Below are 19337 nucleotides of genomic sequence, written 5' to 3' on the forward strand. Positions count from 1 at the left end.
CGGGGTCGTCCCCAGATTAATGACTCGATCGAGCCGCGAGGTCGTCCTCGCGTTGCGCAACAGAGTGCCCAACATTAACCCGAGGATCAAGTTTTCGGATTACTCGGTCGCTTGCTGAGCAGCGATTTTCCGGTCTTGTTTCTCGCTCATGCGGCGGAAATACGTCGAGAGCAACGCTCCTGAAATGTTGTGCCAGACACTGAACAACGCGCTAGGCACCGCCGCCAATGGCGAGAAGTGCGCACTGGCCAACGCGGCACCCAAGCCGGAGTTCTGCATGCCGACTTCCAGTGCCAGGGATTTTCGCTGGGCCAGCGGCAACTTGAACAGGCGTCCGGTGAAGTAGCCCAACAAGTAGCCGAAACTGTTGTGCAGCATCACCACGGCCATGATCAGCAGGCCGGATTCGGCAATCTTCGCCTGGCTGGCGGCCACCACGGCGGTGACGATGATCACGATGCTCACTACCGAAATCAGCGGCAACACTTCCACCGCGTGACGCACTCGGCTGCCGAGCAACCGCTGGGCAACCACACCCAATACAATCGGCAACAGCACCACTTGCAGGATCGACCAGAACAGCTCCATGAACGACACCGGCAGCCACGCCGAGGCCAGTAGCCAGATCAGCGCGGGTGTCAGCAGCGGAGCGAGGAGGGTAGTGACGGCGGCGATGGCCACCGACAGCGCTAGGTCACCGCGCGCCAGCCAGGTCATCACGTTCGACGAAGTACCGCTTGGGCAGCAACCGACCAGAATCACGCCGACGGCGATTTCCGGCGGCAGGTGAAACGCCTGGCAAAGCAACCACGCCACGCCCGGCATGATCACGAAATGTGCAACCACGCCCAACGCCACGCGCCACGGATGGCGAGCGACTTCGGCGAAGTCTTCGAGTTTGAGGGTCAGGCCCATGCCGAACATCACCAGGCCCAGCAGCGGCACGATCGCGCCTTTCAGGCCGATGAACCACGTCGGCTGAAGGAACGCCACGGCCGCGAAGATCAGGACCCAGTAAGCGAAGGTGTTGCCGACAAAACGACTCAATGCAGCCAGAGCACGCATGGCCTGATCCTTATTATTAAGTAACACCACAAACCCAATGTGGGAGTGAGCCTTTGTGGCGAGGGGGTTTACCCCCGTTGGACAGCGCAGCAGTCCCATTTTTTGGGGCCGCTTCGCGACCCAACGGGGCGGTGCGACGTTTCGCTAAACTCCCTCACCACAAAGGCTCACTCCCACAGTAGTAATCACAAGACTTTAGATGCCCTGCGGAAGCTCTTCGCCCCCCAACGCTTCAACCAGTGCTGGCAGGAAGTCGCCGAAGGTCAGCATCATCAGGGTGAAGCTGGCGTCCAGCTGGCCGAGGGCTTCTTCGCCACCGTCCTGTTCCGCCTGGTCTTGCAGCAGGTCTTCGAACTTCAGGCGCTTGACTACCATCTTGTCGTCGAGGACGAAAGACAGCTTGTCTTGCCAGGCCAGCGACAGCTGAGTCACCACTTTGCCGGTGCTCAAGTGCAGCTGAATCTCTTCGCTGGTCAGGTCCTGACGCTTGCAGCGCACGATGCCGCCGTCTTCGTGGGTGTCGCGCAGTTCGCACTCGTCCAGCACAAAGAAGTCGTCCGCGGCTTTCTGGGTGGTGACCCATTCAGTCATGGTTGCGGTCGGCGACATTTTAACGGTCAGTGGACGTACCGGCAGGGTGCCGATCACTTCACGCAAGGTGGACAGCAGGTCTTCGGCACGTTTCGGGCTGGCCGAGTTGACCAGGATCAGACCCTGTTTCGGCGCAATGGCAGCGAAGGTCGACGAACGACGAATAAAGGCACGCGGCAGGAACGCCTGGATGATTTCATCCTTGATCTGGTCGCGTTCCTTTTTGTAGACCTTGCGCATTTGTTCGGCTTCGATCTCTTCGACCTTTTCCTTCACGGCGTCACGCACGACGCTGCCCGGCAAGATGCGCTCTTCTTTACGGGCGGAGATCAGCAGGAAGTCGCTGCTGACGTGCACCAGGGGTGCATCTTCGCCTTTGCCGAAGGGCGCGACGAAACCGTAGGTGGTCAACTCCTGGCTTGCACATGGACGCGCCAGTTTGGTGGCCAGTGCAGTTTCCAACGCCTCGGCATCAAAAGGCAGATCTTGGGTCAGGCGATAGATAAGCAGGTTTTTGAACCACATGGGGCGAGTCTCTCCTTTATACAAAGGGGGGCATTATTCTCTTAGCGAAGCCATAGGCCAACCCTTCTCTAAGCCTTTGGAAGGCCTGCAAAAATTATTGTAAAAAGTGCTTGCCAGAGGTTGGGTCGCTCCGTAGAATGCGCGCCACACCGAAAGTGAAGGGTGATTAGCTCAGCTGGGAGAGCGTCTGCCTTACAAGCAGAATGTCGGCGGTTCGATCCCGTCATCACCCACCATTCGCTTTAGTGTTACGCGCAGCGGTAGTTCAGTCGGTTAGAATACCGGCCTGTCACGCCGGGGGTCGCGGGTTCGAGTCCCGTCCGCTGCGCCATATTCGGTAACCTGGAGCGCTGAACGCCAGGTCACCACGGAAAAGCCCGCTCACGCGGGTTTTTTTCTGTCCAAAGTTTGTACGTTGTTCCTGCAGGTCGTGTCGTTCTACCGATTTTCAGATTTTTTTGAAAAATTATTCAATAAAATCAACACTTTATGAAAATCTGTGGCACAATGCGCCCCGCAACGAAGGTAAAGGGTGATTAGCTCAGCTGGGAGAGCGTCTGCCTTACAAGCAGAATGTCGGCGGTTCGATCCCGTCATCACCCACCATTTACTTTCAACGCTACGCGCAGCGGTAGTTCAGTCGGTTAGAATACCGGCCTGTCACGCCGGGGGTCGCGGGTTCGAGTCCCGTCCGCTGCGCCATATTCGGTAACCTGGAACGCTGAACGCCAGGTCACCACACAGAAAGCCCGCTTAATGCGGGCTTTTTGCTGTCCGGGATTTGGCTTTATTGCTCGGCGTTGCGGCTGTGGCGGTAATCGCTCACGGCTTCATACACTGCTTTGCGCAGGCGGTTGATGCCGCCAATCGGTCGATGGGCCTCTAGCCCGAACCACGGATTGAACGACTGGTTGTCGCATTGCACGTTCAGCGCTGGCGTATCGAAATCCTGGGCAGGCAGTTTGATCCGCGCCACGGTCTCGAACGGTGCATCCTTTTCCTTCCACTCAATACTCGTGTCCTCGATCGGCATGTACTTGCCCGGATACTGGCGCTGGATCTGCAACACGAAGCACGCGGGCACCCGATCCGTCGACAATTGCTGATTTAGCGCGTTGCGCAAAAAATTTGGCAGCTTCTGATTCTGCGCCGGCAAGGTGTAGGCCGGGCAGCTGTCGGGGTCCGGCATGACCCGGAATTTGGCGTTGGCTTCACCAAACTTGTAGGGCGAAACCGAAAAGTAAGTCGTCTTTGTCGGACTTTCCGGGGCCGAGGAGAGTGTCGCCAAGGCAATAAACAGATGACGAATCTGCCACGTGCGCGGATCCCAGCCGGGGAAAAACGCCGTCAGCTTCTTGCCATCGGCCTGAGCGGCCACATTCTGACGGTATTCGGCGACATCGCTGACGAAGAAATTCGGGTGGCTGAACATCACGAAGTCCTGTTCGCCGCGGCTTTGTTGATCGGCGAACAGTTGTTTGCCGGGCACGTCGAGCAGCTTGATCGCCATGCCCCGGGCATCGCGGATACTGTCGAACTGTGGATAGGCATTGCCGTTGGACAGCCGCATCGTCGCTTGCCAGGTTTTGCCGGGTTCGCTGAACACGCCCTGACGCAGCTCATCCGCCAGATCCGCCAGCACCTGAACCTCGGCCTTCACGCAACCGTGCGCCTTGGCATGCGCATCGCGCAGGTAGCGGGTACTTTCACGGTGCTGATCGACGATGCGCACGGCGGTCTGAATGATGTCCTGAGTCATCGCCGCTTCGCCGTCCGGGATCAGTTCTTCAGCCGAGACCGGCCCCCGGTGTTGCCAGGCAAACCATGCCGTGGCCAGCGCCCAACCCAGCAATCCCAAGCCAAACAAGCAAAGCAGGACTTTGCCGAGAAACGCGCCAAACAAGATCCAGAGTCTGCTCATGGCAATTGTGCCTCCAACGGGCCGCCCAACACTTTCAGGTACTCCAGCAGCGCCCAGCGCTCCTCCGGTTGCAGCAGGCGACCGATGACGCCGTTGCCACGCTTGCCGGCACGGAACTCGTGGCCGCTGTTGTGATTGCCGGTGATGCGTGTGTCGAACTTGAAGCCATTGGTGAAGGCTTCGGTGCGATAACCCAGGTGCCTGGGGTCATACTCGAACGTGCCTTTGTAGAAGTTCGTTGCGCGTTCATCCTGAGGCGAGAGCAGTTGATAGATGCTCGGCACCGAACCGTTGTGCAGAAACGGCGCCGTCGCCCAGACGCCGGCCAACGGACGGGCCTTGTAGGCGCGCAGTTCGCGCACGCCAATCGGCAGGCCGAAGCCATCCATGTCCGGGCGCTCGGCTTCGGGGATTTTCGCCTCGCGGTAAGCGCGGTTTCCTACGAACGCGGTGACGTAGGCCAGGCCCTTGGCGGACGAGAGCTTGCTCATGTCCAGCGGTTCGGCGGGCGGTGGCTGCAATTGCACATCCAGTTTCGCCAGTTCTGCCGGGTCCCATTGCAAGGCGCTGAGGTCGAAGCGATGGTCGGCGATGTTATTGGCCGCACCCGGGTCTGTGCCGATGTATTCCACCGGCAGCATTTTCAGGTGTTGCACCCAGCGTCCGTTGGTTTGGACCGATCGAGGCACGTGGCAACCCGCGCAATTTTCGCTGAACAATTCGCGACCTTTGACGGCCAGGGGTTTGTCGACAGCGCCCAGCACGTCTTCCGGCCAGGCCGGTGGTTTGAGCCGCTGCAGGGTTTGTTCGATCTTGTGCAAATCACGCAATCGGACACTCGACGGATAGCGCTCGTCACCTTTAAGCGGTTGGCCGTTGGCGTCGAAGAAATTCAGGGTCGCGCCGACGCCAAGGGCCTCGCCGATGTTGCGCGCCATCGGTTGCTGCGCCGAACCGTTCCATTGCACCCAGTCAAAGGTCCACATGTCCCACAATTGCGGGTAGTCCACCGGGGCATTCGCCACGCGGTAGTTATCGGGTGAAATCGCGTCGCCGAAGCTGGCGTTGGCGATACGCCCGAAGGCATCGGTACGGCCGGGGCCTTCCTCGGTCGGGTAGAGCCCGCGATGGGTATCGTTCCAGGCCACCTTCACGAAGATGTTCAGAGAGGTTTTGAAGTCTTCGCGCAGTTGTTGGCGCCGGGCGTCGTAGTCCTCGCCGAGCACGTTGCGGGCGAAGCGTTCGAATTTCCACGGGTTGTAGTAAGTCGAGATCAGACTGGCTACCAGCGCCTGTCCGAAACTACCGCCGCGCAGTGTAGGAACACTGGAAGGCAGGACATGCTGCGCCGAACCTCCGTCGATGCGCACTGCCTGGCCGTTGAAACGCAATTCACCGGTGTGGCAGGCGGCACAGGTGATGTCGAGGTATTCGTCCTGGCTGCCAGGATTTTGATGGCGGGCAAAACCCACAGGCAAGTTGTCGGGATTGCTGTTCGGCGTGGTTTTCTGCTCGGAGTCGATCAGAAATCCAAAGCGTGCCAGATACTCGGGGGCGGCGAATCGTTGTTCCGAGAAGGGCAGCTCGAGTTCCTTGAACCAGTCATAGCGCAAGCCTTTGACCTGAGTGCCCTGAGGGGTGAAGTAGTAAGCCTGGCGGTCAGCAGCACTCCACTGCTCCAGGTAATGCACCTGTTGTGCGGGTGACCAGGTCGGCAGTTTCGGGTTGGCGACGTAATACAGAACCACGGCCAGGCCCAGCCCCAGCAGCACAGCGAACAGCACCAGCAGGCGTAATAAGAGGCGCAAGATAAACGTCCTTGTCGATTTGTAGCTCTCTTATGCCTCAGTGTTCGGGGTGAGGCAAGTGGCCATTACGCCAGAAGCTGTGGGATACGGCACCCGTCTCTGTGGGCACAAGATGTCAGAAGCTTCATCATTCCAATCCCGAAATGCGTTAAAACACCTGAACTTATCAGAAGTTTCCTGCTCTCATGCCGGTAGCCATTGGTCGTGGCCGCCTGATAAGCTCGCGGCTTTACTCGATTGCCCTTTAGGCGCATGAACAAGGAAATAGCATGAAACAGCATCGGTTGGCGGCGGCGGTGGCCCTGGTTAGCCTGGTACTTGCGGGTTGTGATTCGCAGACCAGCGTAGAGCTGAAAACCCCGGCGCAAAAAGCTTCCTACGGGATTGGCCTGAACATGGGCAAGAGCCTGGCTCAGGAAGGCATGGATGACCTGGACTCCAAAGCCGTAGCCCAAGGCATCGAAGATGCCGTCGGTAAGAAAGAACAGAAGCTGAAGGATGACGAACTGGTCGAAGCCTTCGCAGCACTGCAGAAGCGTGCTGAAGAGCGTATGGCCAAAATGAGCGAAGAGTCGGCATCCGCCGGCAAGAAATTCCTCGATGAAAACGCCAAGAAAGCCGGTGTAACCACCACTGCTTCGGGCCTGCAATACGAAGTGGTCAAGAAAGCTGATGGCGCACAGCCTAAGCCGACCGACGTAGTGACTGTTCACTACACCGGCAAGCTGACCAACGGCACTACGTTTGACAGCTCCGTCGATCGTGGCAGCCCGATCGATCTGCCGGTTAGCGGCGTGATTCCGGGTTGGGTCGAAGGCCTGCAACTGATGCACGTTGGCGAGAAGTACAAACTGTACATCCCTAGCGAACTGGCCTACGGCGCCCAAAGCCCAAGCCCGGCGATTCCAGCCAACTCGGTGCTGGTATTCGACCTGGAACTGCTGGCGATCAAGGATCCAGCAAAAGAAGACGCCACCAAGTAATCAGCGTCTGCTCTAAAAACAACGCCTCGCTTTATGCGGGGCGTTGTTGCATCTGGCGTTCAGCGAGGGTAAACAAAGCGAACGGATGCTGTACGTTGCAGTCATAGCCATTGAGACGCCCGTGCTAGCCGCGCTGGCGCGCCAAGTCAATGAAATCTTGGGTTTTTTTATGTGAGTAAAAAACGCCCGATCTGAGTTAAGCCCTTATGAAACGGGGCTTTCAGCCGTGAAAAATAGCTCTGTTCACAAGGTTATCCACAATTTGTGTGGATAACATTTCAGAGGGAGGAATGATGAAAGCACCCTGGAATTTCGCTCGTTTCCTGCCACTTGCCGGACGCTTGTTGGCCCGTGGACGATTACCGACTCTGCTGTTCGCCGTCGCCAGCAAAGGTGCCAGCCAAGGCAACCGATTGGGCAAACTCAAGGACGATTTGCGCCTGTTGCAGGCACTGTGCCTGGCCTACTGGCGCGGGGAGTACCGCGCTATCAGCCCGAAGGCGTTGCTCTCGGTGGTTGCCGGCCTGATGTACTTTCTCAGTCCGGTGGATGCGATTCCCGACTTCATCCCGGTATTCGGCATGCTCGATGACATCGCCGTGCTGGCCTGGTTGATGAAAGTCCTCGATGACGAACTCAATGCCTTCCGTGCCTGGCGCAATCGCCAGTTGCCGGAGAAGCTCGCGGTGGCCGAGCGCCTTCCCGACACCCCCGAGCAACTTCAGCTTCAAGGACCGAAAAAAACCTGATTTGATTGAGGATCGTCCTTATATTCATACCCCCCGCGACCGTGGCCGCTGTTAGGATTACACTTCTAGGGAAAAGTGCCGACTCGCTAAGTGTCGTTGTCCTACGGGGAAGTCATGGATATTCAGATAATCACACGCGAAGGCGAGCCCGAATACGCGGTTCTGCCGTGGGCTCAGTATCAGGCTCTACTGAAAGCAGCAGGCATCAACGAACAACCGGCACCCGACACGCCGGTGCGTCACGCAGCATCACCAGACCAGATTCTTCCAGGTCTGGATCAACTACGCAGTTTGCGCGAAGGGAAGGGCATCGCCATTGAGGCGCTCGCCCGCACGGTAGGCATCAGCCCGTCTTATCTGGCCTTGATCGAAAGTGGCGAGCGTCTACCCGACGCTGCGATTCGCCGCAGCCTGGCCTGGGAGCTGACGGTGCCAGGGTGGAGGGATGAAACGTGAGCGTACGCATCAGTCGTCAACATTGGGACGGGTTGCTGGGTGAGCTGGATCAGGCCCGCCGCCAGCGCCATCTGCTGACTTATCGAGCCTTGCTGGAGCGCTTGCAGTTGCCCACGCCGGCCATGCAAACCCTCACCGCTGCGTTGGAGCATCTGGCCGCGCTGGACGCCAAGGCCGAGCAGCCGCTGCGCAGCTCGCTGGTGATCAGCCAGGGCGCCAGTCGCCTGCCACGCACCGGTTTCTTCGAATGCGTCGAACGTCTGGGGCGTTTCTCCGGGCCGTCCGACGGCGTTGCTGCCGCCTCGTGGCACGCCTCGGAAGTGGTGCGTGTGTTCGAATACGAGTACCCGGAATCGGCGGAGGCCTGAGTGTTTTTAAAGCTCAAGGCACGGGCCGGTTACTGGCTGGCCCGCCGGTTGTTTCACTGGTCGTGGTTCGTGCGACAGCCCCGTGGCTGGAGCTGGCTCGAAGGCCAGTTTGCGCGCATGGCCAATCTGGGTGACGTCGGCGCGCAAAGCTTCTATGGCCACATCCTGACCTTTCGCGGCGTCGGCCTTGGGGCTCGTGAGGAAGGCGTGCGATTGCTGCGCCTGGCGGCGTTGGCGGGGGATGGCAAAGCGGCGTATCAAGTGGGCGTGATCAGTTTGGCGGGGACGCCGAGCAAGGCGCCGGATCCGGATGAAGCGGCGCGGTTTTGGGGAATGGCGGCGAAGGCGGGGCATCCGTTGGCTGAGATGAAGCTTAAAGAGATGGCGTCTCGCGATTCGGCGAAATAAAGACATAGCGGTTCGACAAATGAACGTGGCGTGAGGGAAACCTCCCGCCACGTTTGCGTTTCTGACGGTTCGTTTATTAGTGGCGACGTATTAGAGAATTGCCCTACGACAACATCGTCCGTTCCTGACTTCTTTCCTGATTGATCACCCGCAAAGTGCAGCGCGTTTAAAGCCTGGCAAATTCATCGGAGATTTCCTTCGAGTTGTGGCGGCTTTCATGAACTGGTGCGAACTGAGTTCACCCGATAGCCTTTGATGGTCACTGAAAACTCAGTGGTGGGGTGTAGGAACCCTTTCAGCATCGGTATTGCGTTAGCGTCGAAACCTGATTTGCGGCCGTCTATATGCGTCCGTAAGATCTGTTGCGGCGGCTGTGCGCGGGCACGCTTCGGCGTGGTCGAGTCTCCGATGCTCGGTATTCCTACCCCGCGTATAGCTGCCACCCAGGCCTGTAGGAAGGCTTTTGGCAGCTCCCATTGTCATCGGAAGGTCTCAAATGCCAACACTTCATCCTGATCCACCCTACGAAAAACCGGTTCCCACCCAAAAAACCGCTTCATGGCGCTCACCAGCAACTGCAGCGACATGCCCACCTTGTTCGTCGACACCCACGCGCCCCTCGATATTTTGACCGACGCCGCCCGCTATCGAATCCGAGCCGTAACCCAAGTGCTGGAGAACCTGTCCATGCGCGGTTCGATTGAGTGCGATTCCATGATTCTCAGCGACTTCGCGTTGCTCTGTGCGATTCCGTTGCGCGATGGGTGTGATGTGCTGGATGTGGTTGGGCGGCGGTTGGGGGCGCGGTCAGCGGCGGATTGATTCCAGAGATTTTGGTTGTCTGGTCTGGCCTCTTCGCGGGCAAGCCTCGCTCCTACACGGGTTCTGTGTCGTTCACAATCATCACAAACAACACAAAACCCTGTAGGAGCGAGGCTTGCCCGCGAAGGCGTCAGTACAATCAGCGATGCCCCAACAGCAACTCATCCTCTCGCCCCGGCACCGTCAAGCTATCAATCACATGCACGCTATACCCCGGCACATTCTTCGCGTGATGTTTGGACTGCGATGCCATCTCCGCCAACTGGCTCGCATCGAGTTGTCCACAGGCCTGTGGATGCAAATGCACCACGCCGATCGACAGTGACAGCAACGGGAACTCCTGGCGCACACCCTGGCGATTCGGCGCGATAAAGCAGCCGGCTTCCAGGTGTTCGCTGCGGTAGAAGCGTCGGCACTGGCTCTGGAAGTCGTCCAGCAGCTGGTTCAAACGTTTGCGCCAGTCTTCCGGGCCGAGCACCAGCAGAAAGTCATCACCGCCGATATGGCCGACGAAGTCGCGGGACGGGTCGACGCGATCGTTCAGACATTGCGCCAGGCACAGCAGGACTTCATCCCCACGGCCGTAGCCGTAGATGTCGTTGAAGGGTTTGAAACTGTCGATGTCGACGTAGCAGATCACCGATTCCCGCTCCTGTTGCAGCAGCCGCGTCAGGCATTGCTGGATGGGCACGTTGCCCGGTAACAGGGTCAGCGGGTTGGCGTAGCGGGCCTGCTGGATTTTCAGTTCGGTAATCAGCTTGAGCACATCGATCACCCGGCCCAACCCCAGATAACCGCCGTTGAGGGTGATGATGAAATCTTCCTCGATGCGCTGCCGCGCCCGACTGGTGATCAAGCGACTGACCTGTTGCAGTGACTGGCTCATTTCCACGGCAAGAAAATCGTCGTTCATCAAACGGCTGATGGGCTTGCGGGCAAACAGGTCGGTCGCGAAGGGCTTGAGCAGTGCGTCCGAGAGCGAATGCCGATGGACGATGCCGCAAGGATGGCCTCGCTCGTCGAGCACCGCCAGTGAGTTCAGGTTGGCTTGACGGCGGAAGGCTTCCAGCACCGTGGCTGTCGGTGTGTCTCGGTGCACCGCCGGTTGATCGTTGAGCAAGGCGCTGAGGTCGCTGCCTTCGTCATTCAGCGCCACGGCGGTGCTGTCGTGTTTGGGCATCAAGGATCGTGCCTCGAGAGGTGGATGCTCCTGAGGCCGGCACAGCAAATAGCCTTGCACCAGATCGACGCCCATCTCCGTCAGCACCGCGAGCTCTTCCGGCAGCTCGATGCCTTCGGCGATCACTTGCGCCCGCGACGCCTTGGCGATTTGCAGGATCGAGCCGACGAACTCACGCTTGAGCGCGTCCTGGTGAATGCCGTCGATGAAATGTCGGTCGATTTTCACGTAGTCCGGACGCAGTTCGGACCACAACCGCAAACTCGAATAACCCGCGCCCAGATCATCCAGCGCAATGGAAAACCCCATCGCCCGGTAGTGATGCAGGGCGTTTTGCAGTAACTGGAAATCGTCGGTCGGTGTCTGTTCGGTGAGCTCGATCACCACCTGGCTCGGCGGTATGCCGAAGTCCTGCAGCAATTGCAGGGTCCGCCCCGGTTGGTGGGCGGCTTCCAGCAGGGATTCCGGAGAGACGTTAAGGAACAGTTTGCCGGGTAGCTGCTGTTCGTTGAAACGCCGGCAAGCACTTTCACGACAGGCGATTTCCAACTCGCTCAAGCGACCGGCCTGACGGGCGACCGCGAACAGCGCGATGGGGGAGTGCAGCGGACTGTTCGAGGGGCCGCGGGTCAGCGCTTCGTAGCCGACAATACGTCGCTCGGAGAGGGAAATGATCGGCTGGAACAGGCTGTGCAAGCCGCTTTGAGCCAGTATGGAACTCAAGGCACTCAGCTGTTCTGTCGTGGTCATGGCAATCTCTGGCGATAAAAAAAGGACTGGGAGCACACTCTTGGTCAAGAGGGCTCCCAGTCCTGTATTTCACGACAGAATGATGACTGTATGATGACGCTCCGGAGAGCGTCAGCATTAAATTGCCATCATCTTGCTTGTAACCACTTAGTGCTTGGCTACCGCGGTGTTGAGTTTCAAGTAGTCCAGCAGAATCCGCCCGGTCTCGCTCAAATAGGCATCGTCTTCTGGCTTGGTCTTGTCCGGCTCGGCCGCGATCGCGTCTTCGTCTTCTTTCTTCAGCTCTTTGAGCGGCTCTTCGCCCTTGGCCTTGCGACGGAGGTTTTCCATGACCAGTTGCTTGGATTCAATATCGGCGTGTTGCGCACGACGATCAGCTTCATTGAGGCTGACGGTTTTTTCCGCCATCAGTTTCTGAGCCAGGGCCAGCTTGTCGCGGATGAACACGAACTCTGCGTCTTTGGTCGAGCGCAAATCATGCTCGGACTTGAGCTGCGCGATGTACGGTTTGAACGGGTCGACCGCCGGCTTGATGGCCGCGCGGATGGTGTCCCACGGCATGGCTTCCGGCAGGGCGCTTTCGCCGATTTCCTTGGTGTCGATGATCGACGGGTAATCGATGTCCGGCAGTACGCCCTGATGCTGGGTGCTCTGGCCGGAAACCCGGTAGAACTTGGCCAGGGTCAGTTTCAGTTCGCCATGGTTCAGCGGCTGAATGGTCTGCACGGTGCCTTTGCCGAAGGTCTGGCCGCCGATGATCAGCGCGCGGTGGTAGTCCTGCATGGCGCCGGCAAAAATCTCCGAAGCCGAGGCGGACAAGCGGTTGACCAGCAACGCCATCGGGCCTTTATAGAACGCGCCCGGGTTTTCATCTTCCAGCACATCGACCCGGCCATCGGCGTTACGCACCAGCACGGTCGGACCTTTGTCGATGAACAGGCTGGTCAGCTCGGTGGCTTCCTGCAAGGAGCCGCCGCCGTTGTTGCGCAAGTCGATGACCACGCCGTCGACTTTCTCTTTCTGCAACTCGGTCAGCAGTTTCTTGACGTCGCGAGTGGTGCTCTTGTAGTCCGGATCGCCAGCACGGAAAGCCTTGAAGTCGAGGTAGAAGGCCGGGATCTCGATGACGCCCAGTTTGTAGTCCTTGCCATCCTGTTTCAGGTTGAGGACCGACTTCTTCACAGCCTGGTCTTCGAGTTTCACTGCTTCCCGGGTGATCGGCACGATCTTGGAGGTCTGGTCGTTCGGCGCATTGCTGGCCGGAATCACTTCCAGGCGCACCACGGTGCCTTTCGGCCCACGGATCAGCTTGACCACTTCGTCCAGACGCCAGCCGACCACGTCGACCATCTCTTTGTTGCCTTGGGCAACGCCGATGATCTTGTCGGCCGGTGCAACCAGTTTGGTCTTGTCGGCCGGGCCGGCAGGTACCAGACGCACGACTTTCACCTGGTCGTTATCGCTCTGCAACACGGCGCCGATGCCCTCGAGGGACAGGCTCATGTTGATGTCGAAGTTCTCCGCGTTATCCGGCGACAGATAGTTGGTGTGCGGGTCGTAGGACATGGCGAAGGTGTTGATGTACGCCTGGAAGATGTCTTCCGCACGGGTCTGGTCCAGGCGCGCCAATTGGTTCTTGTAACGCTTGGTCAGGGTTTCCTGAATCTGCTTGGAATCCTTGCCCGCGATCTTCTGCCGCAAGACCTCGTCCTTGACGCGTTTGCGCCACAGGTCGTCGAGTTCGGCGGTGGACTTGAGCCAAGGGGCGTCCTTGCGATCGATCAGCAAGGTTTCCTTGGTGGTGAAGTCGATTTTGTCGACGCCCTTGTTCAGCTCGGCAAGGGCAAAGTCCAGACGCGCTTTGACGCGGTCCAGGTAGCGCTTGTAGATGGTGAACCCGGCGTTCAGGTCGCCGCTTTTGAGGAAGTCGTCGAACTGGGTTTTCCACTTGTCGAATTCGGCAATGTCGCTGGCCATGAAGTAGCTGCGCGACGGATCCAGCAGCTTGAGGTAGCTGTCATAGATGATCACCGAGCGCGCGTCATCGAGCGGCGGCTTGCTGTAGTGATGGCGCTTGAGCAATTCGACGACGTTCAAGCTGGCGATCACTTCGTCACGATCAGGCTGAAGCTTGTCCCAGCTATTGGCTGCGAATGTATTGCTCGACATCGGCAACAGGCCGATACCAATGAATAGGGCTAGGGCGGTGCTGGGTAAAAAATGCTTCATGCTGATTCGACGCGGGGACAATTGATCACGCATATTAGGCCGTCTTTGAAGTCGCCGGTTCCACAGGGGCCGGTCGCATAATGCAAGAAAGCCCGGCGCTACAGCTACGGGCTCAGTCCAGACTCACTATGGAGGCACTGTGAAGGCATTGCAAGGCGTGGAAGGTCAAGTGGAGTGGGTTGAAGAGCCCAGTCCTACATGCGATGTAGGACAAGTTCGGATTCGAGTGGCGGCAGCGGGCCTCAATCGCGCCGATTTGTTACAGAAAGCAGGGCTTTATCCGCCACCGCCGGGAGCCAGTCAGGTACTGGGTCTTGAGTGTTCGGGGGTGATCAGCGAGGTCGGCCCAGGCTCGTCCTGGCAGGTTGGCGATCGGGTCTGCGCCTTGCTGGCCGGGGGCGGGATGGCCGAGGAGGTAGTTGTCGACGGACGGCACGTGCTCCCGGTCCCCGAAGGTTTGTCCCTGGCCGAGGCCGCGGCGTTGCCGGAAGTGTATGCGACCGTTTGGCTGAATTTGTTTCAACTGGCTGCGCTCAAACCGGGTGAGAAAGTTCTTCTGCACGCCGGAGCAAGTGGAATCGGTTCAGCTGCCATTCAGCTGTGCAAGGCCTTTGGCAACCCGTGCTGGGTCAGCGTCGGTTCTGCCGAGCGTCTGGCTTATTGCGAAGCACTGGGTGCGCAGGGTGGTGTTGTGCGCACGGGTGACCTGGACAGCTTGCGTGATCTGGGACCGTTCGATGTGATTCTCGACCCGGTTGGTGGTAATTACGCCGCGCTGAACCTGAAGATGCTGGCTCTGGATGGTCGGTGGGTGCTGATCGGTTTGATGGGCGGCCGTGAAGCGAAGCTGGACCTGGCGCAAGTCCTGGCCAAACGCGTGCAACTGCTGGGTTCGACCTTGCGCAGTCGCGATGAGCAGTTCAAGGCGGATTTGTTCAGTGATTTGAGCCAGCATGTGTGGCCGTTGTTTGCGGAGGGGCGGTTGAGCCCTCAGTTGGCGAAGACATTCCCGATCAAGGACGCCGAAGCGGCGTTTGCCGAGCTGGCGAGTAATAAGGTGGCGGGGAAGTTGGTCTTGGTGATCGACCCAAGCCTGACCTGAAAACACCGATCCTTGTAGGAGCGAGCGGTGCGGCGATCCGACTTGCCCGCGAAGAACGATGACGCGGTTTAACTGATACATCGGCGTCATCGTTCTTCGCGGGCAAGTCTCGCTCCTACAGGGGTTTGGGTTATTTCCAGAGATGGATCGGCCAGCCGGCCTTTTCGGCATGCTCAAGCAGTACCGGATCCGGGTTCACCGCATGTGGGAAATCCACCTTCAATAGCAGCGGCAAATCGTTCCGTGAGTCGGAATAGAAACTCGCACCTTCAAGGTTTTCCTCTTCCGCATCCAGCCATTCCAGCAACCGAACGATCTTGCCTTCGCGGTAGGTCAGGGTGCCGACGGTGTGGCCGCTATAAACCCCGTGCGCCACTTCCAGCTCGATGCCAAGTATCTCGTCGATGCCCAGGCGCTCGGCAATCGGCCTGACCAGGTGCGTGCCCGACGCCGAGATCACCAGAATCCGGTCGCCGGCCTTGCGATGGGCCGCGACGGCTTTGGTCGCGTCACTGAAAATGATCGGCTCGATATAGTCTTCCACCCAAGGCCCTACCAAATGGTCGACCTCTTGCGGTGTGCGCCCGATCATCGGCTCGAGGCTGAAGGTCATGTAGTCCTCCATCCTTAGTTTGCCGTGGCTGTAGGCGTCCATAAGTTCGTTGTTCTGACGCATGAACGACTCGGGATCGACCCAGCCCAGGCGGCCCATTTGCTCGCTCCAGAGGGTGGCGCAGTCGCCGTGGATCAGGGTTTCGTCCAGATCAAAAATTGCCAGGGCCATCAGTGCAGTTCTCTCTTCGACATCAACAAAGGCATCAGGCTACCTCACACAGGGCGGTCGGATCGATGGAAAGTGCCAGGCGCTGACCATCGGGATGCAGATCGGCCGCCGAGCGGTTCAGCACATCCACCACCAATTCCACGCCCCGGGCTTCGACCCGATATCGAATCACGTTGCCCAGCAAGCTGTGGCTGCGGACTTGCGCGTCGAGCTCGCCATTGAGGCTCAGTTCGATGGCTTCCGGGCGAATCGCAATGCGGTGGTTGACCGGCCGCTGCAGCAGTTTCGAGGCGCTGTCGGCGTCCAACAGGTTGTAGTTGCCGATAAAGCCCGCGGCGAAAACATCCACGGGCGCGGTGTAAAGGGTTTCGGCGTCGCCGCTCTGTACGATTTTTCCCTGATTCATCAGGAAAATCCGGTCAGACATGGTCAGCGCTTCCTCCTGATCGTGTGTGACGAAGATCGTGGTCAAGCCGAGTTCGCGTTGGATCTGACGGATTTGTTCGCGCAGGTGCTTGCGAATTCGCGCATCGAGGGCCGACAGCGGCTCATCCAGCAATAGCAGCCGTGGCCGCGTGACCAATGAGCGGGCGAGAGCCACGCGCTGGCACTGGCCACCCGACAGTTGATGCGGGTAACGCGCGGCGAAGTCCTTCAGCTCCACCAGTCCCAGCACTTCGGCGACACGCTTGCGGCTGTCGTCGGCGTTGACCTTCTGCATGCGCAAACCGAAGGCGATGTTCTGTTCCACGGTCATGTTCGGGAACAGCGCGTAGCTCTGGAAGACCATGCCGATCCCGCGTTTCTGCGGGCTCAACGGCACGATGTCGACGCCATCGAGCAGAATCTTGCCGCCATCCACCGAGGTCAGGCCGGCGATGCAACGCAACAGCGTGGACTTGCCGCAACCTGACGGGCCGAGGAGGGTGACGAACTCGCCTTTCTGGATTTCGCAGTTGATGTCGCTGAATACCGTGGTGCCTGCGTAGTTTTTCTGCAGGTGTTGGACGCTGACATAGCTCATTCGCTTTTGTCCTTGTTCAAGATATTGGCCGCCCAGGTCAGAACCAGCACAAAGAAGAAGTAGGAAATCACCAGCGCACTGGTGAAGTGGCCGCTGCTGTTACGCATGTTGTTGAGGTAGACCTGCAGGGTTTCGTAACGGGTGCCGACCAGGATGTTGGCGAACACGAATTCACCGAACAGGAACGAGAACGACAGCAGCAACGCCACCATCAAACCCTTGCGCAGGTTCGGCAGCACCACCAGGAATGCGGCCTGCCAGGTGCTGGCGCCCAGCAACTGAGCGGAGTCCATCAGGTCGCGCAGGTTGATCGCTTGCAGGTTGTTGGTGATCGCCCGGTACATGAACGGCAGCGCGATGGTGAAGTAGCAGCCGATCAGAATCCACGGCGTCCCGACCATCGCAAACGGCCCGGAACCATAGAGCTGCAACAGCCCCACCGAGGACACCACCGGCGGCACCGCGAAGGGCAGCAGGATCAGGATGTTCATCAGCGCATCAAGTTTGGGGAAGTGGTAATGCACCACGAACAGCAGCGGCAGAATCAGCACCACCGACAGAATCAACGCGCCGACGCACACCAGCAACGACTGCCCGAAGGCATGCAGAAAGCGCGGATCGCTCCACAGCTGGATGTACCACTTGAAGGTAAAGCCGCTGGGCAGAATGGTCGCCGACCAACTGCTGGAGATCGAGTAGATCAATGTCCCGGCCAGCGGCAATAACAGAATGGCAAACAGCAAGTACACCACCACCCGGTGATAGACACCGACGGGGCCCAGTTCAGCGCGAGACATGGTAGCTCCTCTTCAGCAGCAGCTGATGCACGATGGTCACCAGGGTCATCAACGCCACCAGCACCACGGCCAGGGCGCTGGCGAGGTTCGGATCAAGGGATATGTCGCCGGAAACCATCGCCGCGATGCGAATCGGCAGCACGTTGAAGTTGCCGGTGGTCAACGCGTAGACCGTGGCGTAGGCGCCGAGGGCGTTGGCCAGCAAGATCACGAAGGTGCCGAGCAGCGCAGGTGTCAGCACCGGCAAACCGATGTGGCGCCAGAACTGCCAGCCGTTGGCGCCGAGCAATTGGGCAGACTCACGCCAGTCTTCGCGCAAGGCGTCGAAAGCCGGGTAGAGCAGCAGCACGCCCAATGGAATCTGGAAGTAGGTGTACAGAATGATCAGCCCGGTTTTCGAGTACAGGTTGAAGTCCTGAATGATCCCGGCCTGCTTGAGCATGATGGTGAAGCTGCCGTTGAACCCCAGCAGAATGATGAACGCGAAGGCCAGGGGCACACCGGCGAAGTTGCTGGTCATGTTGGCGAAGGCATTCACGAAGTTACGCAGTTTCGAGTCGACCCGGCGCAGGGAATAGGCGCCGAGCACCGCGATGATGATCCCGAACACGCTGGACCAGAAACTGATCTCAAGGCTGTACTGGATCGCCTGCAAATAGAACTTCGAATTGAAGATCTTGGTGAAGTTGGCCACGCCCCAGCCAAACTCTTCCGATTGCAGGCTGTTGATCATCACCCACACCAGTGGGGCGATCTCGAACACGATAAAGAACAGGGCGAAAGGCACCAGGCACAACGCTGCCAGCCATTTACCACGGGTCATGGCGTTCACTTGAGCAGCTCCAGGCAGACAGGTTTGTCGTGGGTCACGCCCAGCAGTTCGCAAACGGTGCCGCAGATTTCCGTCTGTTTTGGCGCCGCGCCGGGGTTGAGGCTGAAAGCATCACCGAGGACAAACAGCGGCACTTCGCGTTCTTCCGGCAGCAGGCCGTTGTGGGAGCGGTCGTTGTTCATGCCGTGGTCGGCGGTCACCAGCACCTGATAACCGGCGTCGAGCCAGGTTTGCAGATAGTCGGCCAGGATAATGTCTGCCGAGCGGGCGCTGTTGCGGTATTGCGGGGTGTCGAGGCCGTGCTTGTGCCCGGCGTCGTCGATGTTCATGGGGTGGATCAACAAGAAGTTTGGCGTGTGGCGCAGGCGCAGGTTTTCGGCGTCGGCGAACAGGTGCGAGTCCGGGTAGTGATCGTTCCAGTAGAAGTGACCGTGCTGTATTGGCAGGTCGGGGTTGTCGGTGTGACGATCCCGTGCGGCTACGAACGGCGAGCGGTTATACAACTCGCTGACCCAGTGATAAGCCGCGGCGGCAGTCGTCAGACCGGCATCGGTGGCGTAGTGATAAATGCTGCGCTGGTTGGACAGGCGCGAGACGTTGTTGTGGACGATGCCGCTCTCGATGGGCGGAACGCCGGTGAGGATGCATTCGTAAAGCGGTCGGGACAGGGCCGGCAGTTCGCACTCCAGTTTGTAGAGCGCCGCGCGTCCTGCGCCAACGTAAGCCTGCAGGTGCCCCATGGCGTGGCACGCGACCTCAAAGTTGAGGCCGTCGAGCACGACAAGGATGACGTTGTGCTTCATAGGGGCGATGACTCCGTAAAACAGATAGCCGGAATTCACTCGGTCCACTGTAGGAGCGAGCCTGCTCGCGAAGGCGGCATGTCAGTCAACAAATGTGTTGAATGTAAGTCCGCTTTCGCGAGCAGGCTCGCTCCTACAGG

At 58.9% G+C, this 19337-nt stretch carries 17 protein-coding genes, 4 tRNA genes and 1 pseudogene; 11 read left to right on the forward strand and 11 right to left on the reverse strand.

The features are described from left to right. Positions 1 to 99 precede the first annotated feature (99 nt). Positions 100 to 1065, reverse strand: a complete 966-nt coding sequence (locus ACYZTM_RS24230; protein ID WP_461985043.1) for a bile acid:sodium symporter family protein — start codon at positions 1063 to 1065, stop codon at positions 100 to 102. Between the two features lie 195 nt (positions 1066 to 1260). Further along, entirely contained in the window at positions 1261 to 2181 is a 921-nt protein-coding gene (gene rdgC / locus ACYZTM_RS24235) for a recombination-associated protein RdgC (protein WP_461985045.1), read from the reverse strand. Positions 2182 to 2341: 160 nt separating this feature from the next. On the opposite strand from rdgC, the gene ACYZTM_RS24240 reads away from it, so the two are divergent. The 4 genes from ACYZTM_RS24240 to ACYZTM_RS24255 all read left to right on the forward strand — a co-directional run bounded on the left by ACYZTM_RS24240 (position 2342) and on the right by ACYZTM_RS24255 (position 2883). Continuing rightward, positions 2342 to 2417: transfer RNA gene (locus ACYZTM_RS24240), tRNA-Val, on the forward strand. Positions 2418 to 2435: 18 nt separating this feature from the next. Continuing rightward, a tRNA-Asp gene (locus tag ACYZTM_RS24245) sits at positions 2436 to 2512 on the forward strand. Positions 2513 to 2711: 199 nt separating this feature from the next. Further along, positions 2712 to 2787 (forward strand) — tRNA-Val (locus ACYZTM_RS24250). 19 nt (positions 2788 to 2806) lie between these two features. After that, positions 2807 to 2883: transfer RNA gene (locus tag ACYZTM_RS24255), tRNA-Asp, on the forward strand. A gap of 85 nt (positions 2884 to 2968) precedes the next feature. Here the strand turns inward: ACYZTM_RS24255 and ACYZTM_RS24260 are convergent. Both ACYZTM_RS24260 and ACYZTM_RS24265 read right to left on the reverse strand, forming a co-directional pair. After that, complete coding sequence (locus tag ACYZTM_RS24260; RefSeq protein WP_461985047.1) at positions 2969 to 4102, reverse strand: catalase family protein; 1134 nt, start codon at positions 4100 to 4102, stop codon at positions 2969 to 2971. Then, the gene (locus tag ACYZTM_RS24265; protein ID WP_461985049.1) at positions 4099 to 5910 is read right to left on the reverse strand and encodes a di-heme-cytochrome C peroxidase; all 1812 of its coding nucleotides are present in this window, start codon (positions 5908 to 5910) and stop codon (positions 4099 to 4101) included. Before ACYZTM_RS24265 ends, ACYZTM_RS24260 begins: the two co-directional genes overlap by 4 nt. 269 nt (positions 5911 to 6179) lie before the next feature. On the opposite strand from ACYZTM_RS24265, the gene ACYZTM_RS24270 reads away from it, so the two are divergent. The 6 genes and pseudogenes from ACYZTM_RS24270 (at position 6180) to ACYZTM_RS24295 (ending at position 9696) form a co-directional block, all read left to right on the forward strand. After that, on the forward strand, positions 6180 to 6893 hold the full coding sequence (locus tag ACYZTM_RS24270; RefSeq protein WP_131062172.1) for an FKBP-type peptidyl-prolyl cis-trans isomerase: 714 nt from the start codon (positions 6180 to 6182) through the stop codon (positions 6891 to 6893). 293 nt (positions 6894 to 7186) lie between these two features. Continuing rightward, a complete protein-coding gene (locus ACYZTM_RS24275) occupies positions 7187 to 7642 on the forward strand; it encodes a YkvA family protein (protein WP_131062171.1) in 456 nt (151 codons plus the stop codon). A gap of 114 nt (positions 7643 to 7756) precedes the next feature. After that, on the forward strand, positions 7757 to 8098 hold the full coding sequence (locus tag ACYZTM_RS24280; protein WP_461980349.1) for a helix-turn-helix domain-containing protein: 342 nt from the start codon (positions 7757 to 7759) through the stop codon (positions 8096 to 8098). Then, complete coding sequence (locus ACYZTM_RS24285; protein ID WP_003223109.1) at positions 8095 to 8466, forward strand: hypothetical protein; 372 nt, start codon at positions 8095 to 8097, stop codon at positions 8464 to 8466. The genes ACYZTM_RS24280 and ACYZTM_RS24285 overlap by 4 nt, the downstream gene beginning before the upstream one ends. Next, a complete protein-coding gene (locus ACYZTM_RS24290) occupies positions 8467 to 8874 on the forward strand; it encodes an SEL1-like repeat protein (RefSeq protein WP_461957894.1) in 408 nt (135 codons plus the stop codon). A 496-nt stretch (positions 8875 to 9370) separates the two neighbouring features. Further along, positions 9371 to 9696: pseudogene (locus tag ACYZTM_RS24295) on the forward strand (hypothetical protein). 139 nt (positions 9697 to 9835) lie between these two features. Here the strand turns inward: ACYZTM_RS24295 and ACYZTM_RS24300 are convergent. Continuing rightward, positions 9836 to 11626, reverse strand: a complete 1791-nt coding sequence (locus tag ACYZTM_RS24300) for a bifunctional diguanylate cyclase/phosphodiesterase (protein ID WP_461985052.1) — start codon at positions 11624 to 11626, stop codon at positions 9836 to 9838. A 147-nt stretch (positions 11627 to 11773) separates the two neighbouring features. Further along, positions 11774 to 13855: a carboxy terminal-processing peptidase gene (locus ACYZTM_RS24305; protein WP_461985054.1), complete on the reverse strand. Its 2082-nt coding sequence runs from the start codon at positions 13853 to 13855 to the stop codon at positions 11774 to 11776. 139 nt (positions 13856 to 13994) lie between these two features. Between ACYZTM_RS24305 and ACYZTM_RS24310 the strand changes: the two genes are divergently transcribed. Further along, positions 13995 to 14957 (forward strand): zinc-binding dehydrogenase, encoded by a 963-nt coding sequence (locus ACYZTM_RS24310; protein WP_461985056.1) that lies wholly within the window; start codon positions 13995 to 13997, stop codon positions 14955 to 14957. Between the two features lie 130 nt (positions 14958 to 15087). Here ACYZTM_RS24310 and ACYZTM_RS24315 read toward each other — a convergent pair whose 3' ends face one another. The 5 genes from ACYZTM_RS24315 to ACYZTM_RS24335 are packed head-to-tail and all read right to left on the reverse strand — an operon-like array spanning position 15088 to position 19197. Further along, positions 15088 to 15741 carry an HAD family hydrolase gene (locus ACYZTM_RS24315; RefSeq protein WP_131063434.1) on the reverse strand — a complete coding sequence of 218 codons (654 nt, stop codon included), beginning with the start codon at positions 15739 to 15741 and terminating at the stop codon, positions 15088 to 15090. A gap of 34 nt (positions 15742 to 15775) precedes the next feature. After that, entirely contained in the window at positions 15776 to 16765 is a 990-nt protein-coding gene (locus ACYZTM_RS24320; protein ID WP_461985059.1) for an ABC transporter ATP-binding protein, read from the reverse strand. Then, positions 16762 to 17562, reverse strand: coding sequence for an ABC transporter permease (locus ACYZTM_RS24325; protein WP_131063436.1), 801 nt, complete (start codon positions 17560 to 17562; stop codon positions 16762 to 16764). The genes ACYZTM_RS24320 and ACYZTM_RS24325 overlap by 4 nt, the downstream gene beginning before the upstream one ends. Further along, positions 17549 to 18385, reverse strand: a complete 837-nt coding sequence (locus ACYZTM_RS24330) for an ABC transporter permease (RefSeq protein WP_165557531.1) — start codon at positions 18383 to 18385, stop codon at positions 17549 to 17551. Before ACYZTM_RS24330 ends, ACYZTM_RS24325 begins: the two co-directional genes overlap by 14 nt. A gap of 5 nt (positions 18386 to 18390) precedes the next feature. Continuing rightward, positions 18391 to 19197: an alkaline phosphatase family protein gene (locus ACYZTM_RS24335; protein ID WP_461985061.1), complete on the reverse strand. Its 807-nt coding sequence runs from the start codon at positions 19195 to 19197 to the stop codon at positions 18391 to 18393. Positions 19198 to 19337: the final 140 nt, after the last annotated feature.

It is taken from the genome of Pseudomonas sp. MDT2-39-1 (assembly GCF_054898085.1).

Bases quoted from the DNA above. Each gene is read 5' to 3' on its own strand.
- ACYZTM_RS24230 (WP_461985043.1), bottom strand. From the start codon at position 1,065: ATGCGTGCTCTGGCTGCATTGAGTCGTTTTGTCGGCAACACCTTCGCT.
- rdgC (WP_461985045.1), bottom strand. From the start codon at position 2,181: ATGTGGTTCAAAAACCTGCTTATCTATCGCCTGACCCAAGATCTGCCT.
- ACYZTM_RS24260 (WP_461985047.1), bottom strand. From the start codon at position 4,102: ATGAGCAGACTCTGGATCTTGTTTGGCGCGTTTCTCGGCAAAGTCCTG.
- ACYZTM_RS24270 (WP_131062172.1), top strand. From the start codon at position 6,180: ATGAAACAGCATCGGTTGGCGGCGGCGGTGGCCCTGGTTAGCCTGGTA.
- ACYZTM_RS24275 (WP_131062171.1), top strand. From the start codon at position 7,187: ATGAAAGCACCCTGGAATTTCGCTCGTTTCCTGCCACTTGCCGGACGC.
- ACYZTM_RS24280 (WP_461980349.1), top strand. From the start codon at position 7,757: ATGGATATTCAGATAATCACACGCGAAGGCGAGCCCGAATACGCGGTT.
- ACYZTM_RS24300 (WP_461985052.1), bottom strand. From the start codon at position 11,626: ATGACCACGACAGAACAGCTGAGTGCCTTGAGTTCCATACTGGCTCAA.
- ACYZTM_RS24305 (WP_461985054.1), bottom strand. From the start codon at position 13,855: ATGAAGCATTTTTTACCCAGCACCGCCCTAGCCCTATTCATTGGTATC.
- ACYZTM_RS24315 (WP_131063434.1), bottom strand. From the start codon at position 15,741: ATGGCCCTGGCAATTTTTGATCTGGACGAAACCCTGATCCACGGCGAC.
- ACYZTM_RS24320 (WP_461985059.1), bottom strand. From the start codon at position 16,765: ATGAGCTATGTCAGCGTCCAACACCTGCAGAAAAACTACGCAGGCACC.
- ACYZTM_RS24325 (WP_131063436.1), bottom strand. From the start codon at position 17,562: ATGTCTCGCGCTGAACTGGGCCCCGTCGGTGTCTATCACCGGGTGGTG.
- ACYZTM_RS24330 (WP_165557531.1), bottom strand. From the start codon at position 18,385: ATGACCCGTGGTAAATGGCTGGCAGCGTTGTGCCTGGTGCCTTTCGCC.
- ACYZTM_RS24335 (WP_461985061.1), bottom strand. From the start codon at position 19,197: ATGAAGCACAACGTCATCCTTGTCGTGCTCGACGGCCTCAACTTTGAG.